The sequence below is a fragment of the Streptomyces sp. NPDC036764 genome (assembly GCF_055609385.1).
The window spans coordinates 42,985-62,563 of sequence record NZ_JBVJPT010000011.1 but is presented as its reverse complement, the minus strand read 5'-3'; the positions used below and the strand labels follow the sequence as shown (position 1 = coordinate 62,563).

Annotated in this window: 14 protein-coding genes; 8 read left to right on the top strand and 6 right to left on the bottom strand. The window is 72.0% G+C overall.

The features are described from left to right. Nucleotides 1-23: 23 nt before the first annotated feature. Nucleotides 24-983 (bottom strand): LysR family transcriptional regulator, encoded by a 960-nt coding sequence (locus ACZ69Q_RS31715; RefSeq protein ID WP_471048404.1) that lies wholly within the window; start codon nucleotides 981-983, stop codon nucleotides 24-26. Between the two features lie 157 nt (nucleotides 984-1,140). On the opposite strand from ACZ69Q_RS31715, the gene ACZ69Q_RS31710 reads away from it, so the two are divergent. Next, entirely contained in the window at nucleotides 1,141-2,586 is a 1,446-nt protein-coding gene (locus ACZ69Q_RS31710; protein WP_471048402.1) for a glyceraldehyde-3-phosphate dehydrogenase, read from the top strand. 76 nt (nucleotides 2,587-2,662) lie between these two features. Here the strand turns inward: ACZ69Q_RS31710 and ACZ69Q_RS31705 are convergent, their stop codons facing one another. Further along, nucleotides 2,663-4,300: a thiamine pyrophosphate-binding protein gene (locus ACZ69Q_RS31705; RefSeq protein ID WP_471048399.1), complete on the bottom strand. Its 1,638-nt coding sequence runs from the start codon at nucleotides 4,298-4,300 to the stop codon at nucleotides 2,663-2,665. After that, nucleotides 4,297-5,082: a cyclase family protein gene (locus ACZ69Q_RS31700; RefSeq protein ID WP_471048397.1), complete on the bottom strand. Its 786-nt coding sequence runs from the start codon at nucleotides 5,080-5,082 to the stop codon at nucleotides 4,297-4,299. Before ACZ69Q_RS31700 ends, ACZ69Q_RS31705 begins: the two co-directional genes overlap by 4 nt. A 275-nt stretch (nucleotides 5,083-5,357) precedes the next feature. Between ACZ69Q_RS31700 and ACZ69Q_RS31695 the strand changes: the two genes are divergently transcribed. The 4 genes from ACZ69Q_RS31695 to ACZ69Q_RS31680 all read left to right on the top strand — a co-directional run bounded on the left by ACZ69Q_RS31695 (nucleotide 5,358) and on the right by ACZ69Q_RS31680 (nucleotide 8,866). Continuing rightward, nucleotides 5,358-6,401 carry an ABC transporter substrate-binding protein gene (locus ACZ69Q_RS31695; protein WP_471048394.1) on the top strand — a complete coding sequence of 348 codons (1,044 nt, stop codon included), beginning with the start codon at nucleotides 5,358-5,360 and terminating at the stop codon, nucleotides 6,399-6,401. A gap of 54 nt (nucleotides 6,402-6,455) precedes the next feature. Next, nucleotides 6,456-7,460, top strand: a complete 1,005-nt coding sequence (locus tag ACZ69Q_RS31690) for a FecCD family ABC transporter permease (RefSeq protein ID WP_471048389.1) — start codon at nucleotides 6,456-6,458, stop codon at nucleotides 7,458-7,460. Continuing rightward, entirely contained in the window at nucleotides 7,457-8,539 is a 1,083-nt protein-coding gene (locus ACZ69Q_RS31685) for a FecCD family ABC transporter permease (protein WP_471048386.1), read from the top strand. Before ACZ69Q_RS31690 ends, ACZ69Q_RS31685 begins: the two co-directional genes overlap by 4 nt. Nucleotides 8,540-8,611: 72 nt before the next feature. Next, nucleotides 8,612-8,866, top strand: coding sequence for an EF-hand domain-containing protein (locus ACZ69Q_RS31680; RefSeq protein WP_471048382.1), 255 nt, complete (start codon nucleotides 8,612-8,614; stop codon nucleotides 8,864-8,866). Between the two features lie 21 nt (nucleotides 8,867-8,887). Here the strand turns inward: ACZ69Q_RS31680 and ACZ69Q_RS31675 are convergent, their stop codons facing one another. Beyond that, nucleotides 8,888-9,679, bottom strand: a complete 792-nt coding sequence (locus ACZ69Q_RS31675) for an aminoglycoside adenylyltransferase domain-containing protein (protein ID WP_471048377.1) — start codon at nucleotides 9,677-9,679, stop codon at nucleotides 8,888-8,890. A 316-nt stretch (nucleotides 9,680-9,995) separates the two neighbouring features. On the opposite strand from ACZ69Q_RS31675, the gene ACZ69Q_RS31670 reads away from it, so the two are divergent. Then, nucleotides 9,996-10,523 carry a hypothetical protein gene (locus ACZ69Q_RS31670; RefSeq protein ID WP_471048374.1) on the top strand — a complete coding sequence of 176 codons (528 nt, stop codon included), beginning with the start codon at nucleotides 9,996-9,998 and terminating at the stop codon, nucleotides 10,521-10,523. Nucleotides 10,524-10,604: 81 nt separating this feature from the next. Here ACZ69Q_RS31670 and ACZ69Q_RS31665 read toward each other — a convergent pair whose 3' ends face one another. Next, entirely contained in the window at nucleotides 10,605-13,979 is a 3,375-nt protein-coding gene (locus tag ACZ69Q_RS31665) for a pyruvate carboxylase (RefSeq protein ID WP_471048370.1), read from the bottom strand. 194 nt (nucleotides 13,980-14,173) lie between these two features. Here ACZ69Q_RS31665 and ACZ69Q_RS31660 point away from each other — a divergent pair, with 194 nt between their 5' ends. Both ACZ69Q_RS31660 and ACZ69Q_RS31655 read left to right on the top strand, forming a co-directional pair. After that, nucleotides 14,174-16,249: a SpoIIE family protein phosphatase gene (locus ACZ69Q_RS31660; protein ID WP_471048369.1), complete on the top strand. Its 2,076-nt coding sequence runs from the start codon at nucleotides 14,174-14,176 to the stop codon at nucleotides 16,247-16,249. A gap of 183 nt (nucleotides 16,250-16,432) precedes the next feature. After that, nucleotides 16,433-18,880 carry a SpoIIE family protein phosphatase gene (locus tag ACZ69Q_RS31655; RefSeq protein WP_471048367.1) on the top strand — a complete coding sequence of 816 codons (2,448 nt, stop codon included), beginning with the start codon at nucleotides 16,433-16,435 and terminating at the stop codon, nucleotides 18,878-18,880. 78 nt (nucleotides 18,881-18,958) lie between these two features. Here the strand turns inward: ACZ69Q_RS31655 and ACZ69Q_RS31650 are convergent, their stop codons facing one another. Then, a complete protein-coding gene (locus ACZ69Q_RS31650) occupies nucleotides 18,959-19,570 on the bottom strand; it encodes a TetR/AcrR family transcriptional regulator (RefSeq protein WP_471048364.1) in 612 nt (203 codons plus the stop codon). Nucleotides 19,571-19,579 lie beyond the last annotated feature (9 nt).

Below are 19,579 nucleotides of genomic sequence, written 5' to 3'. Positions count from 1 at the left end.
CCGACGCCGACAGTGAGTTGCGGCTAGGCCCCGGGCACGCTCCACATGCGCGCGGCCCAGGTCCTCAAGTGCGGTGACTGCGCGATGAGTTGGCGGTGCGCCTCGGCGGCGGACTGGAACAGGGCGTCGGCCAGCTCCTCGGCGACGGTCGCCCGCCGCCAGGCCAGCACGTACCGGCACCACAGCGGCGTCCCGGCGAGCGGCTTCACGACCACGTGCGGGATCGGCCGCATCGTCGGCTGCACGACGGCGACGCCGAGCCCGTCGGCGATCATCCCCTGCAACTGCTGCTGGTCGCCGAGGAATTCGTGCACGGCCGCGGGTGTGAACCCGGCCGCCGTGCAGGCCGTGTAGAAGACGCCCGGCCATCCGGCCCCGTCGTCGGGCGTCAGGAACCAGGCCTCCTCGGCGAGGTCGGCGAGCGCGACCTGGGTGCGCTGGGCGAGCGGGTGCCGGGACGGCAGGGCCACGAACGTCGGCTCGGTGACGATGCCGCGGTGGGCCACCGCGTCGGAGTGCTCCAGCTCCCGGCCGGGGTAGTCGGCGGCGATGGCCGCGTCCACCACGCCGTCCTCAAGCAGCTCGACGATCCGTGACGACGCGTAGACGCTGCTCAGCGCGAGTGAGACGTCCGGCAGGCGGGTGCGCAGGCCCGACACCATGCCGGCCAGCATCGGGGAATTGGTCGCGGCCACCCGCAGGGGCCGGCCTTCGGACGCGGTGGCGGCGGACGGACGGCGCCCGATCGCGTCGGCGCGGGCGAGGACGTCGCGCGCCTGGGCGACGACCTCGAAGCCGTACGGGGTCAACCGCACGCCCGTCGAGCCGCGTTCGAAGATCGACTCGCCGAAGTACCGCTCGATGCGCCGGAGTTGGGTGCTCATCGCGGGCTGCGAGTAACCGAGCTCGGCCGCGGCCCGGCCGACGCTTCCCGCATCGGCGATGGCACACAGCACACGCAGATGCCGTAGCTCCAGCTCCACCCGCTCACTCCTCCTCCGTTGTCGACAGAGCCCGCCCGAACAAAAGGGGCGAATAACAGCAATAGCACACACTCTCGCTGCGCACAGACCCCCCTTTGAACACTCGTCGGAACCTGCGGTTAGCATATGAGCGCCACCTAGCTCGAAAGATAGGCCCGTGACTGTCAACGACGACTCGTTCACCAACTGGAAGAACCGCGAGGAAATCGCGGAGTCGATGATCCCGATCATTGGGAAGCTGCACCGGGAGCGGGACGTGACCGTCCTCCTCCACAGCCGCTCCTTGGTGAACAAGTCGGTGGTCAGCATTCTGAAGACCCACCGGTTCGCCCGGCAGATCGCCGGTGAGGAGCTCTCGGTCACCGAGACGCTGCCGTTCCTGAAGGCCCTCACCGAGCTGGACCTCGGCCCGTCGCAGATCGACATCGGCATGCTGGCCGCGACGTACAAGGCCGACGACCGCGGTCTGACGGTGGAGGCGTTCACCGCCGAGGCCGTCGCGGGTGCCACCGGCGCCAACAAGATCGAGCGCGGCGAGGGACGCGACGTCGTCCTGTACGGCTTCGGCCGCATCGGCCGCCTCGTGGCCCGCCTGCTGATCGAGAAGTCCGGCTCGGGCAACGGTCTGCGGCTGCGGGCCATCGTCGTGCGCGGCGGCGGCGACCAGGACATCGTCAAGCGCGCCTCGCTGCTGCGCCGTGACTCCATCCACGGCCAGTTCCAGGGCACGATCACGGTCGACGAGGCGAACAGCACGATCATCGCCAACGGCAACGAGATCAAGGTGATCTACGCGAACGACCCCTCCGAGGTCGACTACACCGCGTACGGCATCAAGAACGCCATCCTGATCGACAACACCGGCAAGTGGCGCGACCGCGAGGGCCTGTCCACGCACCTGCGCCCCGGCATCGACAAGGTCGTGCTGACCGCGCCGGGCAAGGGCGACGTCCCCAACATCGTGCACGGCGTCAACCACGACACGATCAAGCCGGACGAGCAGATCCTGTCCTGCGCCTCCTGCACCACCAACGCCATAGTCCCGCCGCTGAAGGCGATGGACGACGAGTTCGGTGTGCAGCGCGGTCATGTGGAGACCGTCCACTCCTTCACCAACGACCAGAACCTGCTGGACAATTACCACAAGTCCGAGCGCCGTGGCCGCAGCGCGCCGCTGAACATGGTCATCACCGAGACCGGCGCCGCCTCGGCCGTCGCCAAGGCGATGCCCGACTTCAAGGCCCGGATCACCGGCAGCTCGATCCGCGTCCCGGTCCCGGACGTCTCGATCGCGATCCTCAACCTGCAGCTCGGGCGCGAGACGAGCCGCGAGGAGGTCCTCGACTACCTGCGTGACGTGTCGCTGACCTCGCCGCTGCGCCGCCAGATCGACTTCATCACGGCGCCCGACGCGGTCTCCAGCGACTTCATCGGCTCCCGCCATGCCTCGATCGTGGACGCCGGCGCGCTGAAGGTGGAGGGCGACAACGCCATCCTCTACCTCTGGTACGACAACGAGTTCGGCTACTCCTGCCAGGTCATCCGCGTCGTCCAGCACGTCTCCGGGGTGGAGTACCCGACCTACCCGGCCCCGGCGGTCTGATCCCGCCCGACCGTCAGCGCCCGACCGCCCGGTGCCGCACGAGCGCGCGCCGGGCGGTCGCCGCGTTCTCATCCGCTCAGTGGCCCCGGAACGCCTCCTCCAGCCACCACGCCCCATGGTCGGCGACCACCTTGGCGTCGATCAGCAGCGGCGCCGCGCGCGGCCCGGCGACCCAGTCCGCCACCGCCTTGAGGTCGGCCCGCGTCCGCACGGTCACCGCCTCGAAGCCGTAACCCCGCCCCACGGCCGCGATGTCCGTCGGCGGGAAGCGCACGGTGTCGAGCGGGTGCCCGTCGGGCCCGAAGTGGTGCACTTCGGCGCCGTAGGCCTCGTCGTCGTACACGATGACCACCATGGGCAGCCCGAGCCGGCGGACGGTGTCCAGTTCGACGGCGCTCATCAACGCGCCGCCGTCCCCGAGCGCGGCCACGGGCAGCCGGTCCGGCCGGGCCAGCGCGGCCCCGATGGCGGTCGCCAGCCCCAGCCCGATCGACTGGAAGGCCTGCGTGAAGCAGAAGCCCTTCTCGTCCGGCACCGACAGATACATCGTCGGATAGCCCATGAAGTTGCCGGAGTCCACGCCGACCACGCGCTCGGCGGGCAGGATCTCGTCTAGCGCGATGCCGAGCGTCCTCGGGTCGATCCGCTCACGCGTGCTCGTGTCCTCGTACGGCACGTCGTGCCAGCGCAGCCGCGCCGCGAGGGCCGCCGCGGTCTCCGCGGTCCGGTAGCCCTCCCGCGGTTCGCCGCCCTTCTCGGACACCCGGCGCGCGGTGAGGCGGACGTCGCCGGTGACACCGAGGTGGACCGGCCGGTGCGCGCCGAGCGCCGACGGGTCGTCGTCGACCTGGACGACGGAGGCGTCGGCGCCGATGAGATGGCCGTGCCGCATCGTCCACATGTTCAGCGCGCAGCCCCAGCCGACGATCAGGTCCGCGCCCTGGATCAGTTCGACGGCCAGGGGTGAGGCGAAGCCTCCGGAGACGTCCAGGGACCACGGGTCGCCGTGGAAGAGCCCGCGGGCCACGGCCGAGGTCGCGAGCAGCGCGCCATGCCGTTCGGCGAGCGCCGCCAGGGCTTCCCGGGCGCCGGGTTCCCGCGCTCCCCGTCCGGCCACGAAGACCGGACGCCGGGACCGCCCCAGCACCTCGGCGAGGGCCGTCACCTCGGCCGCCTCCGGCTCCACGGCGTCCCGCATTGGCCGCACCGCCTGGCCCAGAGCGCCCTCGGGGACCTCCGACGCCTGCACCGGAAGAGGGAGGTTGAGCAGGACGGTACGCCGCTCCCGTACCGCCAGCCGGACCGCCGCGCACGTCTGCTCGACGGCCTCCTCGGCCGACGTCACCCGGACCGCGACCGCCCCCACCGCACGGGCCAGCGCCTCTTGGTCGACGTAGAAGTTTGACCGGGGCTCGGTCACCTCGGCCGCCAGCACGATCAGCGGCGTACGGCTCTTCGCCGCCTCCGCGATGCCGGTCATCGCGTTCGTCAGGCCGGGGCCCTGATGGACGCTGACCACCGCGACCTCGCCGCTGGTCCGGGCGTAGGCGTCGGCCATGGTCGCCGCGCCGCCCTCGTGGCGTGCGGCGACGAACCGCGCGCCCGCCGCGATCATCGCGTTGGTGACATGGAAGTTGCCCGACCCGACCACCCCGAAGACCTGGTCGACCGCCAACGCGCACAGCGCCCGGCCGACCGCTTCCGCGACCTTCATCGGCGCTCCACCAGGGCGAGCACACGCGCCGGAGCACCGGAGCCGGTGACGATCGGCAGCGGCCCCGCGATGACGACGGCGCCGGTCCGCGGCAGCGCGGCCAGGTTCCGCAACTGCGTCAGGCCGTACTTGTCGCTGCCCATGAGATAGGAGTGGCAGGGAAAGGCCGGGTCGAAGGAGTGCGCGGCGCCGGCGTCCGTGCCCACCGTCTCGACGCCCAGGCCGAGGACCGGCGACTCCTCGGCGACCCAGCGGGCGCAGGCCGGCGACAGGCCCGGGGTGTGCGGGCCGTTCTCGTCGGCGTTGAGGAACGCCTCCTGGGAGTGCGAGCGGGCGTCCCAGCCGGTGCGCAGCAGCAGCCAACCGCCGCCCGGCAAGGGGCCGTTCTCGGCTTCCCATGCCTTCACGTGGTCGATCTCGACCAGGAAGTCGGGGTCCTGGGCGGCCTCGGCGGTGAAGTCCAGCACGGCCGCGGGCGCGATCAGGTTGCGCGCCGGCACCGAGGCGACGTCGGCGAGGTCCTGCCCGGTGACCCAGTGGTTCGGGGCGTCGAAGTGGGTGCCGGTGTGTTCGCCACTGCGGAAGTTGTTCCAGTACCAGGCGGGGCCACGGTCGTCGTACCGGCTGATCTCCTCCAGCTCGAACACGGCGGTCTGGCCGAACTGGGGCGGCAGTTGGATCACCGGAGTCGACGACGACAAGGGTGACGTCAGATCGACGACTTCGATCGATCCACCGCGCAGTCCGGACACCAGCGCGGCAAGGACGGACGGCTCGGGCATGGCGCCTCCTCGAACGGACGGTGTTCGCACCGACAGCATCTCAGTACGGCCCCCTGCCGCCCCCGAATTGCCGCCAACCTCGACCGGGTCACCGGCAAGTGGCCCGGCGGCTTCCAGGGCGGGATCGTCATCCGAAACTCCGGCAGCTCCACGATCAACGGCACTCCATGCCCGTGACAGGAACCACACAGACTCCGCGCAGAACCCAGGAAAGATCCAGATAAGGTGAGGCTGGCCTAACGGCTGACCCATGTGTGCCAAGAGGGAGCCCTGTCATGCTTCACCGTCGTCGCGGCCCCGCCGCCATCGCTCTCGCCGTAGCCGCGGCCCTGTCCCTCGCGGCCTGCGGCAGCTCCGGCGACGGCTCGGACAACACGGGTTCCGCGGCCGCCGCAGGCGACAAGAAGGACGTGGCCAAGGGCGGCAAGGACTTCGCGTCGGCCGCGCAGAAGACCGCCGAGATGGGTACCGACGCCAAGCCGGGCCAGTGGCCGCGCACCATCGAGCACGCCATGGGCGAGACGGTCCTCAAGTCCCAGCCGAAGCGGGTCGTGGTCCTGGACGTCGGCGAGCTCGATAACGTCGTCTCGCTCGGCATCAAGCCGGTCGGCCTCGCCCCGACCGAGGGCTCCCCCGAGCTGCCCTCCTACCTGAAGAAGGACGCCGGCAACCCGGCGAACGTCGGCACGATCAACAACCTCAACCTGGAGGCGATCGCCGGTCTCAAGCCGGACCTGATCCTCGGCAGCCAGCTACGTGCCGCGGACAAGTACGACGAACTGTCGAAGATCGCGCCCACCGTCTTCTCCATCCGCCCCGGCTTCACCTGGAAGGAGAACTACCTCCTCAACGCCGCGGCCCTGGACAAGACGGCCGAGGCGAAGGCGAAGCTGACCGCGTACGACGCGAAGGTCAAGGAGCTCGACACGAAGCTCGGTGCGAAGAAGCCGACCGTGTCGATGGTGCGGTACCTGCCCGACGGGGTGATCCGGCTCTACGCGAACGCCTCGTTCATCGGCACCATCCTCAAGGACGCCGGCATCCCGCGCCCGAAGAACCAGGACATCGAGGACCTGGCCGCCGAGGTCAGCGCCGAGAACATCGACCAGGCCGACGCCGACTACATCTTCACCGGTGTGTACGGCGACGCGAAGGCCACCGACAAGTCCCGGGCGCAGGGCAACCCGCTGTGGAAGAACCTCAGGGCGGTCAAGGACGGGCACGCCTACGACGTCCCGGACGAGACCTGGTACCTGGGCCTGGGCGTCACCGCGGCCGACGAGGTCCTCGCGGACCTGGAGAAGTACCTCACCAAGTAGGCGCACCCGCGCACCTGTTCGCCGCGCCACCCGAGAAACAGCAAGAGGAACCGCATGTCCCGTGCCACCCGGCGCCGTATCGCCTGGACGGTCGCGGGCATGCTCCTGCTGTTCCTCGCCATCCTGCTCAGCCTCGCCCTCGGCAGCCGGCAGATCGCCCCGGCCGAGGTGTTCGACGCCCTGCTGCGCGGCGGCACCGGCGACAACGCCCAGGTCGTGCGGGCGCTTCGGGTCCCCCGCACGGTCATCGGCGTGATGGTCGGCCTGGCCCTCGCGCTCGCCGGGGTGGTCATGCAGGGCATCACCCGCAATCCGATCGCCGAGCCCGGCGTCCTCGGTGTCAGCCAGGGCGCCGCGCTGGGCGTGGTCTGCGCCATCGCGTTCCTCGGGGTGCACACTCCGAGCGGTTACGTCTGGTTCGCGTTCGCCGGCGCGGGGCTCGCCGCGGTGGCCGCGTACGCGGTGGCGGGCAGCGGACGTGGTGGCGCCTCACCGGTCAAGCTGGCGCTGGCCGGGGCCGCGATGAACGCGTTCATCGCCTCCGTCGTCTCCGCCATCGTCACGACCGACGCCCGTGCCCTCGACGAGTTCCGCTTCTGGGACGTCGGCTCGATCGGCGGCCGGGACGGCGAAGTCGTCGCGCGGACCTGGCCGTTCCTGGTCGCGGGGCTGCTGCTGGTGGCCGTCGTGGCACGGGGTCTGGACGCCCTGGCGCTCGGCGACGACGTGGCCCGGGGGCTGGGTCACCGGGTCGCGCTGGTACGGGCCGTCGGCGCGCTCGCCGCGACCGTGCTGACCGGGGTCGCGGTCGCGACGGCCGGTCCGATCGCGTTCGTCGGGCTGGCCGTGCCGCACATCGCGCGGGCGCTGGTGGGCGCCGACCACCGCTGGGTGCTGGCGCTGTCGGCGCTGCTCGGTCCCACGGTGATCCTGGTGTCGGACGTGCTCGGCCGGGTCGTCTTCGCGCCCTCGGAAGTGCCGGTGGCGGTGATGACCGCGTTGCTCGGCGTGCCGTTCCTGGTCGCGCTGGTACGGAGGAAGGCGACGGTGCCGGCATGACACAGCCCCTGGAGCGGACCCGTCCCGCCGTCCGGCGACCGCGCCCGGCCGGGTACACCGTCGTCCGCGTCGGCGACGGCAGCTTCCTGCTGCACCGCCGGGCGTGTGCCGTCACGGTCCTGCTGGCGGCCGTGCTCGCGGTGACGGCCGTCGTGTCCCTGTGCGTCGGCGAGTCGTTCGTCTCCCCGGCGGAGGTCGTGCAAGTGCTGCTCGGGCAGCCGAGCCCGGACGAACTGGTCGTCGGCACCCTGCGGCTGCCCCGGCTGGTGACGGGGCTGCTGGTCGGTGCCGCGTTCGGTGTCTCGGGCGCGCTCGTGCAGACCGTCGCGCGCAATTCCCTCGCCAGTCCTGACGTCATCGGCGTCACGCACGGCGCGGGTGCGGCGACGGTGACCGCGATGACGTTCGGGCTCACCTCGTACACCGTCCTGCCGTACGTCTCGGTCGTGGGCGGGCTCGCGGCGGCAGCGCTCGTCTACGCCTTCGCCTGGCGGGGCGGTCTGCACGCCACGCGCTTCGTACTCGTCGGGATCGGTGTGTCGATCGCACTCGGTTCGCTGACCCGGCTCTTCCTCACCAAGGGCGACTATCTGGTGGCCCAGCAGGCCAAGGTGTGGCTGACCGGGTCGCTCAACGGCCGGGGCTACGACCAGGCCGCGCCGCTCGCCCTGGTTCTCGCGGTGCTGGTTCCGGTGCTGGTGTGGGCCGCGTACGCCCAGCGCATGGTGTCCCTCGACGACAGCACGGCGACCGCGCTGGGCGTGCGGCTCGGTCCGGTTCGGCTGGGGCTGACCGCGCTCGGCGTGGTGCTGGCGTCCGTGGCGACCGGCGCCGCCGGCCCGGTCGACTTCGTGGCGCTGCTCGCCCCGCAGATCGCCCACCGGCTGACCCGTACAGCCCAGATCCCGCTGCTGTCGTCCGCTCTGACCGGCGCCACGATCGTGGTCGTCGCGGACCTGCTGGCCCGCCGTCTGTTCTCGCCGGTCGAGCTGCCCGTGGGCGTGCTCACGGCCGCGGTCGGGGCGCCGTATCTGATGTGGCTGATCGCTCGCACTCGTCGTGGCCGGCAGGGAACCTGAAGGGGCGCAATGGCGTTCTTGTCTGGTAACGGGGTGGCAGGTCGGCCTGCCGACAGGAACGAAGGTGACACGATGAGTGACAAGGCCCGCAAGCTGTTCGAGGCGCTCGACCTCGACCACAACGGGACCCTCACCCGCGCGGAGGTGATCATCGCCCTGCGGACGAAGGGACCGTCGCTGGCCGCGTCGGGAGATCTGCCGATCTGGGGTCTGGGCGACGAGGACGCCTCCTCCGCGCTGTTCGACGCCGCCGACCAGAACGGGGACGAGGTGCTGACCCTGGAGGAGTTCGCGGCGGTGGTGGACCGCCGTTTCGGCTGGAGCTGAGCCGCAGCCCGGCGAGCACGGTCAGTCGCCCGCCGCCTCGTCGACGCGTTCGGCGACCCAGGCCAGGAAGGTCTGTACGCCGGTGGCGGGCAGTGCGGCCGCGGCGGTGCGGGGGCGCTCGTAGCTGCGCAGCGCGGCGGCGATGAGCGGGCGGAAGCGTTCCTCGGAGGCGGCCACCGCCTGCGCGGCCCGGCGCTTGGCCTGCCAGCGGCCCGTGCGGCAGAACCGTACCGAGCGGCAGCCGTTGAGGACCCGGTTGTCCGCGAGATGTCCCTCGGCGGTGCTGTGCTCGCGGACCGAGGCGCGCAGGGCGGCGAGCAGGTCGGCGCGGTCGGGTTCGGCGATCACGTCTCCCGGTGGGCGGCCGTACAGGGACAGCCCGGACCGGTGGGCGACGGAGCGGTCGATGACGTACCAGAACGCCGGGGACTCGGCCGGGTCGAGGCTGATCCGGCTCGGCAGCAGCGGCCCGGTGTTGAGGTCCAGCAGATAGCCGCCCTCGCCGGACGGGCGGCCGGCGAAGTCCTCGTCGTAGACCACGAGCTCAAGTCCCGTCGCCGGGCAGGGCAGCGCGGGGTGGGTGAGTGCGGTGGCGAGGTCGGACAGGGTCCGCCCGGGGAGGGGCGCGTCCACGACGACCGTCACGTCAATGTCGCTGCGCCCGTGCCGGTAGTCGCCGAGCGCGACGGAGCCGACCGCGACGACGCCCACCAGGTGAGGTCCGCACACGGCCTGCGCGCGGTGGACGACCTCGCGGAGGTAGGGGCGGAGTTCGGCGGGGACGGAGTGCGGTTGCGCGGGAGTCCGGGTCATACGGTCAGTGTCCGTACCGGTAGCGGCCGGAAATCGACGAATGCCCGAGAACATCCGGACCAGGTGACGCACCGATGTCCCGGCGGTATCCGGTATCAGGCCAATGTCGGCCTACGACGCCCGGCGCGCGACCGGCGCTCCGCCGCCGCTGCGGAGCACCCCGCCGCGCCCCGTGCGGTGGGCAAACGCGAACTGAGCCAGGCTTCACAGGCTCGCCACAGCATCATCACACCAGGAACACATTCGGCCGTTCCGTCGCCGGTGCGGCGAGGCCGGGGCAGACGGCCCGGGCGCCCGCTGCCTAGCCTCCCGGGCCATGCGATCAACACGTACGAGACGCATGGGTCTCGCCGCCGTCCTCGGTCTCCTGCTCGCCGTCTTCGGACTGGCGCCCAGCGCGAGCGCCGCGGACCCCGCACCCGCCGCCCTGACGTTCACCACCGACGCCGCCACCACGACGCCCGGCGGCACGGTGCAGCTCTCCATGACGATCACGAACAACAAGACGTACGACGTCCTGTTCATCTACCAGACGATCGAGCCCACCTGGCTCACCACGCAGCGCCCCGACCTGAAGTACAGCTTCACGGGCTGCACGCTCGCCACGGCCGCCGGCAGCACCCCGTGCGCCGGAACAGGCCCCAACAACCTCGGCACGAACTACGGCGCCACCATCCCGCCCGGGCAGAGCCGCACCGTGACGCTCACCCTCCAGGTCGCCGCGGACTCCGGCTGCAACGGCAACATCGGCTTCTACTCGTACTACTACGCCGAGTTCAGCGACCGGACGAACACCAGCGGCGGCCCGGTCTTCACGCCGGAGACCCGGGTGCTCTGCGCCTGACGTCCGACCTGGCGGGCCCGGCCGGGCCCGCCCACGCCCCGCGCAGATGCCTCCCCTGCGCGGGGCGAGACGGCTCCCGGCTCAGGCGAGCTCGACCAGGAGATCGCCGCCCTCGACCTGCTGGATGCGGTTGATGGCGAGCCTGGCCACCGTCCCGGCCTTCGCGGCGGTGATCGAGGCCTCCATCTTCATCGCCTCGATGGTGGCCACCGTGGCACCGGCCGCCACCTCGTCGCCCTCGGCGACCGTCAGGGTCACCACGCCCGCGAACGGCGCCGCCACATGCCCGGGGTTGGCCCGGTCCGCCTTCTCCGTCACGGGGACGTCCGAGGCCGCGGCCCGGTCACGGACCTGGATCGGCCGCAACTGCCCGTTCAGGGTGGACATCACGGTGCGCATGCCGCGCTCGTCCGCGTCGCCGACGGCCTGCAGCTCGATCAGCAGCCGCACCCCGCGTTCGAGGTCGACGGCGTACTCCTTGCCCGGGCGCAGCCCGTAGAAGAAGTCCTTGCTGTCCAGCACGCTGGTGTCGCCGAAGGTGTCGCGGTGCGTCTCGAACTCACGCGTCGGAGCGGGGAACAGCAGCCGGTTGAGGGTTCCGCGCCGGTCCTTCGCCAGCCCCTCGCGGTCGTCGGTGCCCAGTTCCTGCACCGGCTTGGCCTCGGCCCGGCCCTTCAGCGCCTTGCTGCGGAACGGCTCGGGCCAGCCGCCGGGCGGCGTGCCGAGCTCGCCGCGCAGGAAGCCGATGACGGAGTCGGGGATGTCGAACCGGTCCGGCTCGGCCTCGAAGTCCTGCGGGGACACGCCGGCGCCCACTAGGTGCAGCGCCAGGTCGCCGACCACCTTCGACGACGGCGTGACCTTCACCAGCCGGCCGAGCATCCGGTCGGCGGCGGCGTACATCGCCTCGATCTCCTCGAACCGGTCGCCGAGGCCGAGCGCGACCGCCTGGGTGCGCAGGTTGGAGAGCTGCCCCCCGGGGATCTCGTGGTGGTAGACACGGCCGGTCGGCGAGGCCAGACCCGCCTCGAAGGGGGCGTAGACCTTGCGGACGCTCTCCCAGTACGGCTCCAGGTCGCCGACGGCCTGGAGGTCGAGGCCGGTGGGCCGCTCGGAGTGGTCGGTCGCGGCCACGATCGCCGACAGCGACGGCTGCGAGGTGGTGCCCGCCATGGACGCCACCGCCCCGTCCACCGCGTCCGCGCCGGCCTGGATCGCGGCCAGGTAGGTGGCGAGCTGACCGCCGGCGGTGTCGTGGGTGTGCACATGGACCGGCAGGTCGAACTCCCGGCGCAGCGCCGACACCAGCTTCGCCGCGGCCGGTGCCCGCAGCAGGCCCGCCATGTCCTTGACGGCGATGACGTGGGCGCCGGCGTCCACGATCTGCTCGGCCAGGCGCAGGTAGTAGTCCAGGGTGTACAGGCGCTCCGCCGGGTCGGACAGGTCGGAGGTGTAGCACAGGGCGACCTCCGCGACGGCGGTGCCGGTCTCCCGTACCGCCTCGATCGCGGGCCGCATCTGGGAGACGTCGTTGAGGGCGTCGAAGATGCGGAAGATGTCGATGCCGGTGGCCGCCGCCTCCTGCACGAAGGCGTCGGTCACCTCGGTGGGATACGGCGTGTAGCCGACGGTGTTGCGGCCGCGCAGCAGCATCTGGAGGCAGATGTTCGGCGCGGCCTCCCGCAGGGCCGCGAGACGCTCCCACGGGTCCTCGGCGAGGAAGCGCAGCGCGACGTCGTAGGTCGCGCCGCCCCAGCACTCCAGGGACAGCAACTGGGGCAGGGTGCGCGCCACGACGGGGGCGACGGCGAGCATGTCCTTGGTGCGCACCCGGGTGGCGAGCAGCGACTGGTGGGCGTCGCGGAACGTGGTGTCGGTGACGCCGATGGTCGGTGAGGCGCGCAGCCAGCTCGCGAAGCCCTCCGGGCCGAGTTCGGCGAGCTTCTGCCGGGTCCCGGCGGGTGGCTCGCCGGCGGGCAGCGCGGGCACCTTGGTCAACGGGTCGAGCAGATCGGGCCGTTCGCCGTGCGGCTTGTTGACGGTGACGTCGGCCAGGTAGGTGAGCAGCTTCGTGCCGCGGTCGGCGGAGTGGCGGGCGGTCAGCAGATGCGGGCGCTGCTCGATGAACGAGGTGGTGACCCGGCCTGCCTGGAAGTCGGGGTCGTCGAGGACCGCTTGCAGGAAGGGGATGTTGGTGGCGACGCCACGGATGCGGAACTCGGCCACGGCACGCCGGGCGCGGCCCACCGCGGCGGAGAAGTCCCGGCCCCGGCAGGTGAGTTTGACCAGCATCGAGTCGAAGTGCGCGCTGATCTCCGTGCCGGCGTGGGTGGTTCCGCCGTCGAGCCGGATGCCCGAGCCGCCCGGCGAGCGGTAGGCGCTGATCCGGCCGGTGTCCGGGCGGAAGCCGTTGGCCGGGTCCTCGGTGGTGATACGGCACTGGAGCGCGGCACCGCGCAGGGTGATGGTCTCCTGGGCGAGGCCGAGGTCGGCCAGGGTCTGGCCGGCGGCGATGCGGAGCTGCGACTGCACCAGGTCGACGTCGGTGACCTCCTCGGTCACCGTGTGCTCGACCTGGATGCGCGGGTTCATCTCGATGAAGACGTGGTTGCCCTCGCGGTCGAGCAGGAACTCCACGGTGCCGGCGTTGCGGTAGCCGATCTGCCGGGCGAAGCGCACGGCGTCGGCGCAGATACGGTCGCGCAGTTCCGGGTCGAGGTTCGGCGCGGGCGCCAGCTCGATCACCTTCTGGTGGCGGCGCTGCACCGAACAGTCCCGCTCGAAGAGGTGGATGACGTTGCCCTGCCCGTCGGCGAGGATCTGCACCTCGATGTGGCGGGGCTCGACTACGGCCTTCTCCAGGAAGACGGTGGGGTCGCCGAACGCGGACGCCGCCTCGCGGGACGCCGCCTCGATGGACTCGCGCAGCAGCGCGGGCTCCTCGACGCGCCGCATACCGCGACCGCCGCCGCCCGCGACGGCCTTGACGAACACGGGGAAGCCGATGGTCTCGGCGGCGGCGACGAGTTCGTCCACGTCGTTGGACGGCGCCGACGATCCGAGCACCGGCACGCCGGCCTCGCGTGCGGCGGCCACCGCGCGGGCCTTGTTGCCGGTCAGCTCCAGGATGTCCGCGCTCGGTCCGACGAACGTGATGCCCGCTTCTTCGCAGGCCCGGGCCAGGTCGGGGTTCTCGGACAGGAATCCGTAGCCGGGATAGACGGCGTCCGCTCCGGCCCGGCGTGCCGCTCGGACGATCTCCTCCACCGAGAGGTAGGCCCGCACCGGGTGTCCCGGCTGGCCGATCTCGTACGCCTCGTCGGCCTTCAGCCGGTGCAGGGAGTTGCGGTCCTCGTGCGGGAAGACGGCGACGGTGCGCGCGCCCAGCTCATAGCCTGCGCGGAAAGCGCGAATCGCGATCTCACCGCGGTTGGCGACCAGCACCTTGCGGAACATTCTTGATCCCTTCAGCCTGCCGGAGACGGACACCCATGGTGTCGGCGGCTCCCCCATAACGCCATGTGAGCCGGGCCACTCGCCAGTCGGCGGACACCCGGTCACCGTCACCACGGGTACCCCGGTGACCGGACGGGCCTACGCTGTCTGTGAGCCTTCTGTGTGATCGAGGGTGGTGTGAGCGAGGTGCCCTCATGGTCGGCGCGATACACCGCGACAAGCGTCCACACGACGCGATCGACGAGTTTCCGGCGCGGCTGACGTCCGCGGTGGGACATGCCGGCGTGTTCGAGGATCTGCTCCCGCTCGCCCTCTGGGTGATCGACGGCGACGGGCGCCTGGTGCAGTGGTCGCTCGCCGCGCAGGACCTGCTCGGTCATACGCCGGAGCAGATGGTGGGCCAGGACGCCAAGCGTGTACTGGTGCCCGAGGAGAACCACGAGCTGGCGGACCGACTGGGCCGGGCGGTGCGGACGGGCGCTGCCGTCGTCGCGCGGCTGCCGGTCCGGCATCGCGACGGCTCCCTCGTCGACATGGAGATGTGGCACTGCCCGATGGCGGATGCGCAGGGGCGTACGGGTGTGCTGGCGATCGCCGCGGAGACGTCGGCGGTGGAGCGGATGCGTGATGCGCTGGCGGCGCTGGAGGGACTGTTCACGCAGTCCCCGATCGGCCTGGCCATGCTCGGCCCCGACCTGCGGTTCCTGCGGGTCAACGAGGCGCTGGCCCGGATGGACGGCGTCCCCGTGGCCGAGCACATCGGCAAGAGCGTGACGGAGATCGCCCCCGGCACCGAGGGGCTGGAGTCGGTGATGCGGCGGGTCCTCGACCGGGGTGAGGCGGTCGTGGACTTCCGGCACACCAGCACGCCTGCGGACCCGGAGCGGCAGCGGACGTGGTCCTGCTCCTACGCCCCTTTGCTCGCGGGTGCCGGGCAGCGGGTGGGGGTGATCGCCTCGCTGATCGACGTCACGCAGGAGCAGCGGGCCCACCTGGAGGCGGAGCGGGCGCGGAGCCGCCTCGCGCTGCTGGCGGAGGCGGGCGCGCAGATGGGTTCCACGCTGGATCTGAGGCAGACGGCGCAGGAGGTGGTCCGCGTCCTGGTGCCCCGGCTCGCGGACTCCGCCGACGTCCAGCTTCTGGAGGAGGCGGTGGCCCCGGACGAGACCGCCGCGTCGGCGCACGGCGTGGTCCGGCGGGCCGCTGCGGCGTTCACGGATCCGGCCGCGCCGTCCGACCACCTCGCCGTCGGCAGGACGCTCCAGGTCCCGCCCGGCTCGGTGTACGAGCGGATCATCAGCGAGGGGCGGCCGATGAACCTGTACCTGTCCGACATCGGTCCGCTGATCCCCTCCCCCGGCGCCGACCGGCTGCGCGAGTACCTGCGCGCCCGGGTGGGCTCGGCGCGTCTGGTGCCGCTGGTGGCGCGGGGCACCGTGCTCGGCGCGGTGGTGGTGACCCGGACCCGGGACCGCGAGCCGTTCGACGACCAGGACACCCTGCTGATCGACGAGCTGGTCGCCCGCGCGGCGCTGAACATCGACAACGCGCGCATGTACAGCCGGGAGCGGGACGCGGCGCTCACCCTCCAGCGCAGCCTGATGAACCCGTCCCTGCCCACCGTCGGCGGACTGGAGCTGACGGCCCGCTATCTGCCCGCCGGCGAGCACGAGGTGGGCGGTGACTGGTTCGACGCGATCGCCCTGTCGGGCGGCCGGACCGCGCTGGTGATCGGGGACGTGATGGGGCACGGCATCCACGCGGCGGCGGTCATGGGCCAGCTACGCACCGCCGTACGGACCCTGGCACGCCGGGACACGGAGCCCGACCAGGTGCTGCGCTCCCTGGACGCCACCGTGGCGGACCTGGGCGACAACGAGATGGCCACCTGCCTGTACGCCGTGCACGATCCGGCCGACGGGAGCTGTGTGATCGCCAGGGCGGGCCACCCGCCGCCCGTGGTCGCCGACGCTAGCGGGACGGTCGTCTTCCTGGACGGACCCGCGGGCCCTCCGCTTGGCGTGGGCGGGCAGGGCGGCGAGGTGCAGGAGATGGTCCTCGCGCCGCGCAGCCTCCTGGTGATCTACACCGACGGTCTGATCGAGACCCGTGGCACGGACCTCGACGAGGGCATGCGCCGCCTGGCACGGGAGCTGCGCCATCCGGAGCATCCGCTGGACCAGGTCTGCGACGGCCTCCTGGCCCATGTCATGCCCGAGGTGGCGGACGACGACGTGGCGGTGCTGCTCGCCCGGGCGCTGCCCCGATGAGCCGGGACGCGGAGGGTCGAGGGCGCGTTTCGCGGGGCCGCCCCGGCCGGGCCGACGAAGCGCGTGGTGCCCGCGCACGGCCGATACTGGGGGTGAGCCGCTACGAATCCGAGCATGCGCTGCCGCAGGACCGGCCGGGGCTCCACGCCGCGGGCCCCGGGAACGGCGCGAGATGGGTGGGCGATGCACGACACATCCCCGACGTCGCTCAGTGAGAGCCCGGAGGACCCTTTCTCGGTCCACCGATCCGCGTCGGCGGTGCTGGACGACCGCGGGCGGATCGTCGCCTGGAGCGATCAGGCCACCGCGTTCCTCGGGCATGAGGCCGACGAGGTACTGGGCCGGCATGCGGACGAGGTCCTGGTCGCCGACGGGGACGAGGACGTGATCGCCGAGGCGACCCGGGCGTGTCTGCGCGAGCACGGCTGGTTCGGTCTGCTGCCGGTGCGCCACCGCGCGGGCCACCGTGTGCACGTGGGGTTCAGGGCCCGGCGGGTGCGTCGGCTGGACTCCGCCGACGAGTGGCTCCTGGTCGGCTCGCTCGCCGAGGACATCGCCCAGTGGGAGATCGACCGGTCGGTGCTGGACGGCCTGTTCCGCCGGTCGCCGGTGGGTGTCGTGGTGCTCGGCCCGGACCTGCGCGTGCTGCGGGTGAACCGGGCGATCGCACGGTTCGGCGGACTGCCGCCCAGGGCCTACCGCGGGCGGCGCGCCGCCGAGTTCCTGTTCGGCCCCGACGCGGACCGGGCGGAGGCCAAGCTCCGGTCGGTCCTGGAGACGGGCCGGCCGGTGATCTTCGCCGAGCAGAACGCCCGGCTGCTGCACGACCCGCACCGGGAGCTGGTGATCTCCATCTCCGCCTTCCGGATGCAGGACCCGTCCGGGCGGGTGCTGGGCGTCACCGAGATCGTCGAGGACGTCACCGAGCGCCACCGGGCCCGGCAGCGGCTCGCGCTGCTCAACGAGGCCGGCGCCAGGATCGGCAGGACCCTGGATGTGGCCACGACCGCGCGTGAGCTGGCTCAGGTGGCGGTTCCCGGGCTCGCCGACGCCGTCTCGGTGGATCTGCTGGAGCCCGTGCCCCGGGGCGAGGAGCCGGACCCGGACGCCTTGGGCCCGCTGCGCAGGATGGCGGCCCGCGGCATCCGGCCCGAGGCGACGACGGTGATGTATCCGGAGGGCCATCTGTTCTTCTTCCCCGAGCGGACCGCGCCGACGAAGTGCCTGGCCGAGCGGCGTCCGGTGCTGCTGCCCGTGCTGGAGAGCACCTCCGGATGGTTCGACGCAGAGCCGGAACGGGCCGCGCGGGCGCTCGAGATGGGGGTGCACTCCCTGATGGTGGTGCCGCTGGCCGCGCGCGGCGTGGTCCTCGGGCTGGTCTGTCTGTGGCGCTCCAAGCAGCCGGAACCGTTCGAGGAGGACGATCTGACGCTGGCGGTGGAGTTCGCCGCCCGGGCCGCGGTCTGCATCGACAACGCCCGCCGTTACACCCAGCAGCACAACGCCGCCGAGGCCCTCCAGCGCAGCCTGCTGCCGGGCGAGGTGCCCGAGCACCCGGCGCTGGAGACGGCCCACCGCTATCTGCCCACGCGGGCCTCCACCGGAGTCGGCGGCGACTGGTTCGACGTCATCCCGCTGTCGGGGCTGCGTGTCGCGCTGGTCGTCGGCGACGTGGTCGGCCACGGCATGCACGCCTCGGCGACCATGGGCCGGCTGCGCGCCGCCGTGCGGACCCTCGCGCACCTCGACCTGGCCCCGGACGAGGTCCTCGCCCGGCTCGACGACCTGGTGGACCAGTTGGCGACCGAACAGCGGCAGAGCGAGGACAACACCCCTCAGATCATCGGCGCGACCTGCGTGTACGCGATCTACGACCCGGTCTCCCGGCACTGCGCGGTGGCCCGCGCCGGCCATCCTCCGCCCACCGTGCTGGGGCCGGACGGCCGGTTGCGTCCCCTCGACGTCCCCGCCGGACTGCCGCTCGGCCTCGGCGGGCTGCCGTACGAGACGGCCGAGCTCGAACTGGCGGAGGGCAGCCTGATCGCCCTGTACAGCGACGGCCTGCTGCTGGCCGGCGACCGCGACATCGACCAGGGACTGACGCTGCTGCACGAGACACTGACCGGTCCGGCGCGGTCGCTGGAGCACACCTGCAAGGCGGTGGAGGACGCAATGCTGCCGGACCGGCCCGCCGACGACGTCACGTTGCTGCTGGGCCGCACCCGGGTGCTGGCGACCGAGGACGTGGCCACCTGGGAGCTGCCGGCCGAGCCCACCGCGGCCGGCCGGGCCAGGGCTCTGGTGACCGACCGGTTGACGGAGTGGGGTCTGGAGGAGCTGGCCTTCACCACCGAGCTGATCGTGAGCGAGCTGGTCACGAACGCCTACCGGTACGCCGGTGGCCCGGTGGTGCTGCGGCTGATCCGGGACGGCCATCTCATCTGCGAGGTCTCCGACTCCAGCAGCACCTCGCCCCATCTGCGCCAGGCCCGCAGCACCGACGAGGGCGGACGCGGCCTGTTCCTGGTGGCCCAGCTCTCGGAGCGCTGGGGCACCCGCTACGGCCGCAACAGCAAGACCATCTGGACCGAGCAGCCGCTGTCGACGGGGCAGGACGACCCGGGTGGCTGACGCCTCACGCGCCGTGCGGGCGGGCGCGCTGGTGACGGCCCGGGAGCCGGCAGGTCGCTCCGGTGCCGACGGGTGACGTCACTCCGTCGGCACGGCGGCCGGCAGGCCGAGCTCGGTGGACACATGGCGCCAGATGGAGGCGAGCGCCGAATCGAGGGTGACCGTCGGGTCGCGCAGCATCAGCCGGATGCCGTAGCCGTCGCTCAGGGACAGCACGAGGGTGCTGAGGTCGTCGACGTCGGCCGGTGTGAACTCGCCGGACGCGATGCCGCGCCGTATCGCGTCTGCCACCCAGCCGTGCAACTGGGCGTACAGGTCGACGGCGAAGACCCGGGTGGTCTCGTCGCGCAGCGCCCGCACCCACAGTTCCTGCCACAGCCGCCAGTCCTGGTGGAGTTCGGGATCGGTGGGCAGCAGGTTGCGCACGATGCGGGCCAGGATGACCGCCGCCGGCGCCGTCCCCGCGTCGCGATCGACGTCGAGGGCGGTGCTGGCGAAGGAGTGCGTCATCGCCTCGGTGAACAGCTTCTCGCGGGTGTCGAAGTGGTAGTGCAGCAACGCCGTCGACACACCGGCCCGCTCGGCGACCATGCGCATGCGGATCTTCTCGAAGCCGATGTCGGCGATGACCTCGCACGCCGCGGTCAGGATGCGCTCGCGTGTGTCTGCCGTGCGCACCTTGGTGGCCACGGTGCGGCT